Consider the following 7933-nt stretch of genomic DNA (forward strand, 5'->3'; position numbering starts at 1 on the left):
GGTTGGGCTCGACCGCGTGATGTGGGGCAGCGACTACCCGCACCACGAGAGCACCTACCCGTACACGACCCTGGGACTCCGCCGCGCCTTCTCCGACTGGGAGCCCGCCGAGATCCGACGGGTCACCAGCGAGAACGTGGCGCGGCTCTACGGCTTCGACCTCGGGGTCCTGACCCCGATCGGCGCCCGGGTCGGCCCGGCCGCAGACGAGGTCGCGACGCCGCTCGACGCCGTGCCCGACGACTCGGCAAGCCCGGCGTTCACGCGGCGGTAGGGCGGCACCGCCTCAGGCGGGGAGGCGCTCCACCTCGAGGGCGATCGCCCCCTGGTCGAGGTCGGGGCCGGCGAGCACCGAGGAGGGCTCCTCCCTAGCCGGCAGGAAGCGGGCGGCGATTGCCGCCGCCGCCAGCACCACGATGGTGGCGGCCACGAACGTCAGGCGAGTGCCTGAGAGGAAGGCGTGGCGGGCGACGGCGTGCAGCTGGGCCGCGAGCCGACCGGAGAGCCGACCCGCCACCGCGAGCGCCACGCCGATCGAGTCGCGGCTGGCGTGCCGGAGGGGGGCCGGGAGCCGGGCCGCGTCCATCTGCTGATGGAACCGGGCCGCGAGGATGCTCCCGAGCACCGCGACGCCGAGCGCCCCGCCCGTCTGTCGCGTGGTGTCGTTGACGGCCGACCCGACACCCGCCCGTCCGGGTGGCAGGGACCCCATGATCGATTCGGTCACGGGAGCGGTCGTCATGCCCATCGCCACGCCGTACACGAGGCGGACGACGAAGCCGATCACGAACGAAGACATCAGCGTGTCCGACGCATAGCAGGCGACGCACGCCGAGACGACACAGAGGGCCGGGACGACGACCCGGGTCGTTCCAACTCGCTGCACGAGGCGCGGGGCGATCGGTGATCCGATCATCAGGCCAAGCGCGACCGGGGTCAGCATGAGACCCGACTTGAGCGGGCTGTACCCGAGGATGAACTGGAAGTACTGGGTCAGGAGGAACGTGGACGCGAACAGCGAGAAGTAGGCGAGGGTGATCGTCGCCGACGCGGCCGAGAACCGCGGGTTGCGGAAGAACCGGACGTCGAGCATCGGCCGCTCGATGCGGCGTTCCCACCAGGCGAACGCGGCGAGGAAGCCGAGGCCGACGAGGAACCCACCCAGAACGAGCGGCGCGGTCCACCCTCGGTTCGGGGCCTCGATGATGCCGAGCAGCAGACCCACGAGCCCGACGATCGACAATGTCGCGCCGATGGGATCCAGCGGCGACTCCTCAGGGTTCCGCGTGTCCGGGATCAGCCGCGCCGCGAGGAACGCCGCGGTGATGCAGATCGGGATGTTGACGAGGAACACGGCCGCCCACCCGAAGTGCTCGACGAGCAGGCCCCCGGCGATCGGGCCCAGCGCGATCCCGAGGCCCGCCGTGCCCGCCCACACGCCGATGGCGCGGGCGCGCTCACGCGGGTCGGTGAACGTGTTGGTGAGGATCGACAACGTTGTCGGGAAGATGAACGCACCGCCGACACCCATCAGGGCGCGGGCGCCGATCAGCATGGTCGGCGATGACGCCGTCGCGGCCAGCCCCGAGAACACCGCGAACCACAGCAAGCCGAACAGCAGGGCGCGCCGGCGTCCGTACCGGTCGCCGAGCGACCCGGCGGTCAGGAGGAGACAGGCGAACACGAGGGTGTACGCGTCGACCATCCACTGGAGCTCGGATCCCGAGGCTCCGAGGCCGCGCACGATCGACGGGAGCGCCACGTTGAGGATCGTGTTGTCGACCCCGATCACGATCACGCAGCACGAGAGGACGCCGAGGATCCACCAGCGCCGCTCGTGCACGGCGGCGGGCGCCCCCGCGACCGTCGCTGTCGTCGCCATCGTTCAGCCCCGAGCCTGAAGTAACGAACCAGTTAGTTTAATGTTAGGCTACCACCGTCCGGGCGCACAGCGCCGAGGAGAGCGAGGGGAGGCCGGTGGCTGAGGCCCACCGAACGGCCCGGGACCCAGAACGGACCCGGCGCAGGATCCTCGACGCCGCCCGCCGCGTGTTCGCCACCCGCGGAATCGACGGTGCCCGCGTCGACGCCATCGCCGCCCGCGCCGGCACGAACAAGCGAATGCTCTACTACTACTTCGGGTCGAAGGACGGGCTGTTCCGGGCCGTCCTTCGTCAGCGCCTCGCCGACCGGGCCCCGACGTCCCAACTGGTTCGGGTCGGGCCCGACCGCCTCGCCGACCTCCACGACCGTCTGGCGAGTCAGCCCGACTACGTGCGGCTCCTCATGTGGGAGGCCCTCGAGCGTGGTCGGCGTCACCCCCTCGAAGAGGAGGAGGCTCGGCGCGCCGTCCTCGCCGAGTGGGTCGACGCCTTGCGGGCCGCCCAGGCCGACGGCCAGATCCCGGCCGACCTCGACCCGGCCCAGCTCGCGCTCTCCGAGCTCGGCATCGCCCTGATCCCGTTGGCGTTCCCGCAGCTCACGTGGCTGCTGACGGGCCGACGTCCCGACGACCCTGACTTCCTCGCCGAGCGACACGCGTTCCTGGGGCGCCTCGGCGAGGTGCTCGACGACCGCGTCCCGGCCGGAGACGTCTCGTAATTCAGCGCGGCGCGAACGGTAGGTTCGCGTACTCGTCCCGCAACCTCGTCTTCACGATCTTGCCGGTCGGCGCGCGTGGCATGTCGTCACGCGCCTCGAGCTGCTCCGGCACCTTCTGCGTCATGAGCCCGGCCTCACGACAGAACGCAACCATCTCGTCGAAGGCCAGCGGCTCAGCCCCGTCGACGGTCTGAACGACCGCGCACACCCGCTCGCCGCGATCCCGGTCGGGCAGGCCGATCACGGCAACGTCCTGGACCCTCGGGTGCGTGTACAGCAGGTCCTCGATCTCCTTCGCGCTGATGTTCTCGCCCTTCCGCACGATGATGTCCTTGAGCCGCCCGGTGACCTGGAGATGACCGTCGGCGCGGAGGCGACCGAGGTCGCCGGTGCGGAAGAAGCCCTCGGCGTCGAAGGCCTCGGCGGTCAGCGCTGGGTCTGTGTACGCGCGGAAGACCATCGGCCCCTGCAGCCGAATCTCGCCCTCCTCGCCGGGCGCAGCCGACCGGCCGTCGACGGTGACGATCCGGACCGCGATCCCGACGATCGGCCGCCCGTCGGTGTTCGCCAGCTGCTCGTCCGTGTCGGACGGCGAACCCTGGGCGATCATCGGCACCTCCGTCATTCCGTAGCCGTGAACGGTGCCCCGCCCGCCGATCTCTCGCTGGACCTCGTAGTGCAGCTCCGGCGGCTTCGGGGCCCCGCCCCCTGACATCAGCCGCAGCGTCGGGAGGATGGGCTCCTGCGGGTGCTTGCGCTGCTCGGCCAGGAAGGCCTGATAGAACGCCGTGCTGCCGCCGACCATGGTGACGCCGTGACGCCGAAGCACCGGGAGCGCATCCGGAGCGGAGAACGCGTCGAGGAGCACAGCCGGGAACCCGAGGCTCAGCATCGTGACGAGGTAGTCCGGGCCGCCGATGTGCGCGTACGGGAACGCGATCGACCCGACGTCGTCGGGCGACATGTCGAGCGCGACGGCCAGGCCCCAACCGCCGGCGATGAGCGACTGGTCGGTGTGGCACACGCCTTTTGGGTCAGCGGTGCTCCCCGACGTGTAGTAGATCCAGCGAACCGGTGCCTGCTCGGGAGACAGACCCGGCGGGGGTGGCGGCAGCGTGGCCGGATCGCCCTCGACCATGCCGTCGTCGAGGACCATCACCTCCGGTGACGGGTCCAGGTTGCGCGTGACCCGCCCAGCGAAGACCGGGAAGTCGAAGCCGCGGAACTCGCCCGGTACGACGAACAGACGTGCTCCGGTCTGGCGTAGCGCGAAGCCGACCTCCCGTTCTCGATAGAGGTGGATGATGGGGTTCTGCACTGCGCCGAGGCGGCTCAGCGCGCCGGAGAGCACCACGGTGTCGATGCGGGTCGGCAGCTGCCAGGACACCCGGGTCCCGTCGCCGACGCCGCGAGCCGCCAGGCCGGCTGCCACCCGCTCGGCGCGGTCCCGATACTGCGAGAACGTGAGCGTGCGATCCGATTCGTCGATGAGCATCGGTCGGTCCGGATCGGCGGCGACGCGACGGTCGATCAGCTCCCAGAGCGTGCGGGCACCCGTCACCGGCTTCGACACCGCCATCACTCCGAACCTAACGCGGCGCCGCGCCGGCCCGTAGCGGGCGAGGTCGGCGTGACAGACTGCCGCCAATGCCGCCAGTCACTCGGGTCTTGGCGCCCGCGCCCGTTGGCGCGCTCGCCGACTACGTCGCCGACGGCGGCGGGCAGGCCCTCGACGCGTTGGCGCGCATCGAGCCAGAGGCGGTCATCGACATCGTCGATGCGTCCGGGCTCAGGGGCCGAGGCGGCGCCGGGTTCCCCAGCGGCCGCAAGTGGCGGACGGTCGCCGCCATGCACTCGCCGGCGCTCTCGTCAGCAGTGGTGGTGAACGCGGCCGAAGGGGAGCCTGGCTCCTTCAAGGACCGCGCCATCCTGCGGGCCAACCCGTATCACGTCCTCGAGGGAGCGCTCGTCGCCGCCCGGGTCGTCCGGGCGGACCGAATCGTGATCGGCCTGAAACGCACGTTCATCCCGGAGCTCGCGCGACTGCGCCGGGCCCTCGACGAGGTTCGGGCCGCGGGCTGGGCCGCCGGTGTCGATATCTCGGTGTTCGAGGGCCCGAGTGAGTACCTCTACGGTGAGGAGACCGCACTCCTCGAGACGATCGACGGCCGCTACCCGTTCCCTCGCATCGCGCCTCCCTACCGGCGGGGCGTGGACGAAGTCGTCGAGACCACCGCCGACCTGACTGCCAACAGCGCGTCTGCCGCGCACGTCGAGATGGCGGCCGCCGGCGGGGAATCGGAGGCTCCGCCAACGCTCGCGAGCAACGTCGAGACGTTCGCCAACGTGCCCGGGATCGTCGTCAACGGCTCCGACTGGTTCCGGTCGGTCGGCACCGACGAATCGCCGGGAACCATCGTGTGCACGATCACCGGCCGGACCCGGCGCCACGGCGTGGCCGAGTTCGCGATGGGCACGCCGCTTCGCGAGGTGATCGCGACCATCGGCGGGGGGCCGGAGCCCGGGCACCACATCACCGCCGTGCTCTCTGGGGTGTCGAACCCGATGCTGCCCGTCGAGCTGCTGGACACACCCTTGAGCCACGAGGCGATGCGGGCACTCGGGACCGGTGTCGGCACCGGCGGGTTCATCGTGTTCGACGACCGCGACGACCTCGTCGCCGTCGCCGCCGGCGTAGCCCGCTTTCTCAGCGTCGAGTCGTGCGGCCAGTGCACGCCTTGCAAGCAGGATGGGCTCGTCATCGCCCAGCGTCTCGCGCAGGTCGCTCGGTCGGCGGCGCGCGAGGAGGATCTCGAGGAACTCGACGAGCTGCTCGAGCGCGTCACCGATGGCGCCCGCTGCAACCTCGCCTACCAGCAGCACGACGTCGTGGACAGCGTCCTCGAGCTCTACCTCGACCAGTTCCAGGATCACGTCACCGAGCGGCTCACGGGAGTGGAGCCGGAGCTCATCGCCCCGATCGCCGACATCGTCGACGGCCGGGCCACGTTCGACGCCCATCAGGGGGCCAAGCAGCCGGACTGGAGCTTCGATGCCGAGTACTCCGGCAAGAGCCCCGCTGACCGTCTCGACGACCACCGAGCCCACCAAGCACTCTGACCCCCGGCGGACGCGCTGCTGTCTCAGCGCCTACCAGGTAAGGCCGAAGTAGATGGCCGTGGTGATGCCAACCACGAGGCAGTAGACGGCAAACGGCTTCAGGGTCTGGGTCTCGAAGAAGCGCATCAGGAAGCGCACCGCGAGGTACGCGGCCGCAGCGGCGAACAGGCTCCCGACCAGCACCTGACCCCGGATGTGGTCGCCATTCGAGCCCAGCAGGTCCGGCAGCTTGTAGATGCCCGCGGCCAGGATGATCGGCGTAGCGAGCAAGAAGGAGAACCGAGCGGCGTCTTCGTGATCGAGGCCGCGGAGGAGTCCGGCGACCATCGTGATGCCGGATCGACTGATGCCCGCCATCAGCGCGAAGACCTGCGCCCCCCCAATGACACCCGATTCTCGGAACTCGAGGGTGTCGAGTCGCCGCGCTCCCTCCTCGTTGACGCCGTGGGCCACGGCCAGCGCCCGGACCTCCTGGCGGCGGCGGGCTCGCTCCCCGACCGCGAGCACCACGCCGTTCACCGCCAGGAGGCTCGACGCTGCCACCGGAGTAGCGAGCAGGACGCGAAGCGAGTGCTCCAAGAGCAGGCCGGCGATGCCCGCCGGGATCGTCGCCGTGACGAGCAGCCACGCCAGCCGCTCGTCCTTGGTCTCGACGCGACGACGGCCGAGCGAGCGGAAGAACCCGGCGATGATTCGGGCCCAGTCGGCGCGGAAGTACCAGAGGAGCGCCAGCGCGGTCGCCACGTGCAACCCGACGAGGAACGCCAGGTAGAACGACTCGCTCTTGGACTGGGCGTTGACGATGCTGTGCCAGCCGAACAGCGCGGGAACGATGACGGAGTGGCCGAGGCTCGAGACGGGGAAGAGCTCGGTCACGCCCTGCAGCAGCCCGATGACGATCGCCTGGAAGTAGCTCACGGCGAGACGCTAGTGGTGGCTCTGGGCTCCCGGTGACACGCCACCGCCCCCCGGCTCCCCGGTCCGGAGCGAGGCGCCGAGCACGCGCAGGGTCTCCTTGAGGTGGGCGAGACGCTCGGCGCCGATCTGCGTGGCCCAGGTGTGCTCGATCTCGTCGGCGATGCGGTTCGCCGTCGCCGCTGCGGCGCGGCCCCGGTCGGTGAGCTGAACGAGCTTCGCCCGACCGTCGTGCGGATCGGCGGCACGGCCGACGTAGCCGCGGGCCTCGAGGTAGTCGACGAGGAGGGTGACCGCCTGCTTGGTGATCCCCGACCGGGCCGCCATGTCCGTGATCCGCGCCCCCTCTTCGCCCAGCTGCGCGAGGACCACGGTGTGGACCGGCCGCAGGTCGGGGAAGCCGGCCACGGCCAGCTCGGCCCGGGTCCGGTCCGCCAGCGCCCGGACGAGGAGCCGGGCGAGGACCCCGAGCCGAGGCGGGTTGCGGTCTGCCATTTCCATCAAGCCCCTTGACAATCAGGTCAATTTACTGTATCACTTGGCCGACGAGGAGGAAGATGCAACGGGACGAGCGCGAGCAGCGGGGGCGGGCCGGACGAGGCCTCGTGACCGTCGGGCTGGCGCTGGCGGTCTCGACCCTGGCCTGGGGTGGCCCGGCCGCGGCGGCGAGGGCCCCGAGGGCCGGTGACCGCGCCGGCCGATTGCGGGTCGGCGGCCGCACGCGCACGTACCTGGTCCACGTCCCGCCGGGTGCCCACACCGGGATGCCGGCCGTGCTCGCCTTCCACGGTGGCGGCGGCACCGGCGCCGGCATGGCCCGAATCACCCACCTCAGCGACGTCGCCGACCAGCAGGGCTTCATCGCCGTGTACCCGCAGGGGTACGCCAACAGCTGGGCCGGGGGCAAGGGCGACACCCCGGCGGACGCGGCGGGGATCGACGACGTCGCCTTCGTCAGCGCGCTGATCGACCGGCTCGCGGTCGAGGACGGCATCGACACCACTCGGGTCTTCGCCACGGGCCTCTCGAGCGGCGGCTTCATGTCGCAGCGCCTCGGGTGTCAGCTCTCGGGCGAGATCGCCGGCATCGCCCCGGTGGCGGCCACGCTGCTCGTCAACCTGGCGCCGACCTGCACGCCGAGCCGGCCGATGCCGGTCCTCGAGATTCAGGGCACCGCCGACCCGCTCGTGCCGTACGGCGGCGGGCACGTCCGGGGCCGGGGCCCGGGTGGCTACCCCGCGCTCTCGGCTCCGGACACCGCTGCCCACTGGGCGGGCGTGAACGGCTGCTCGCCCAC

Annotated in this window: 8 protein-coding genes; 4 read left to right on the forward strand and 4 right to left on the reverse strand. The window is 71.2% G+C overall.

Annotated features, from left to right (window positions below; translation table 11 throughout):
- Positions 1–274, forward strand: a 274-nt coding sequence (locus tag VG869_06730; protein HEV3450885.1) for an amidohydrolase family protein, incomplete at its 5' end; no start/stop codon positions are given.
- Positions 275–286: 12 nt separating this feature from the next.
- On the opposite strand, the gene VG869_06735 is transcribed toward VG869_06730, so the two are convergent.
- The gene (locus tag VG869_06735) at positions 287–1882 is read right to left on the reverse strand and encodes an MFS transporter (GenBank protein ID HEV3450886.1); all 1596 of its coding nucleotides are present in this window, start codon (positions 1880–1882) and stop codon (positions 287–289) included.
- A gap of 95 nt (positions 1883–1977) precedes the next feature.
- Between VG869_06735 and VG869_06740 the strand changes: the two genes are divergently transcribed.
- Complete coding sequence (locus VG869_06740; GenBank protein ID HEV3450887.1) at positions 1978–2601, forward strand: TetR family transcriptional regulator; 624 nt, start codon at positions 1978–1980, stop codon at positions 2599–2601.
- Between the two features lies 1 nt (position 2602).
- On the opposite strand, the gene VG869_06745 is transcribed toward VG869_06740, so the two are convergent.
- Positions 2603–4180: an AMP-binding protein gene (locus tag VG869_06745; GenBank protein ID HEV3450888.1), complete on the reverse strand. Its 1578-nt coding sequence runs from the start codon at positions 4178–4180 to the stop codon at positions 2603–2605.
- Between the two features lie 68 nt (positions 4181–4248).
- On the opposite strand from VG869_06745, the gene VG869_06750 reads away from it, so the two are divergent.
- The gene (locus tag VG869_06750) at positions 4249–5721 is read left to right on the forward strand and encodes an NADH-ubiquinone oxidoreductase-F iron-sulfur binding region domain-containing protein (GenBank protein ID HEV3450889.1); all 1473 of its coding nucleotides are present in this window, start codon (positions 4249–4251) and stop codon (positions 5719–5721) included.
- A gap of 30 nt (positions 5722–5751) precedes the next feature.
- Here the strand turns inward: VG869_06750 and VG869_06755 are convergent, their stop codons facing one another.
- Both VG869_06755 and VG869_06760 read right to left on the reverse strand, forming a co-directional pair.
- Positions 5752–6639 carry an undecaprenyl-diphosphate phosphatase gene (locus tag VG869_06755; protein ID HEV3450890.1) on the reverse strand — a complete coding sequence of 296 codons (888 nt, stop codon included), beginning with the start codon at positions 6637–6639 and terminating at the stop codon, positions 5752–5754.
- A gap of 9 nt (positions 6640–6648) precedes the next feature.
- The gene (locus VG869_06760) at positions 6649–7137 is read right to left on the reverse strand and encodes a MarR family transcriptional regulator (GenBank protein HEV3450891.1); all 489 of its coding nucleotides are present in this window, start codon (positions 7135–7137) and stop codon (positions 6649–6651) included.
- Between the two features lie 56 nt (positions 7138–7193).
- On the opposite strand from VG869_06760, the gene VG869_06765 reads away from it, so the two are divergent.
- Positions 7194–7933, forward strand: a 740-nt coding sequence (locus VG869_06765) for a PHB depolymerase family esterase (protein ID HEV3450892.1), incomplete at its 3' end; no start/stop codon positions are given.

Source organism: Acidimicrobiia bacterium (assembly GCA_035948415.1).
Lineage (GTDB): Bacteria > Actinomycetota > Acidimicrobiia > IMCC26256 > PALSA-555 > PALSA-555.

Bases quoted from the DNA above. Each gene is read 5' to 3' on its own strand.
- VG869_06760 (HEV3450891.1), bottom strand. From the start codon at position 7,137: ATGGAAATGGCAGACCGCAACCCGCCTCGGCTCGGGGTCCTCGCCCGG.
- VG869_06745 (HEV3450888.1), bottom strand. From the start codon at position 4,180: ATGGCGGTGTCGAAGCCGGTGACGGGTGCCCGCACGCTCTGGGAGCTG.
- VG869_06735 (HEV3450886.1), bottom strand. From the start codon at position 1,882: ATGGCGACGACAGCGACGGTCGCGGGGGCGCCCGCCGCCGTGCACGAG.
- VG869_06750 (HEV3450889.1), top strand. From the start codon at position 4,249: ATGCCGCCAGTCACTCGGGTCTTGGCGCCCGCGCCCGTTGGCGCGCTC.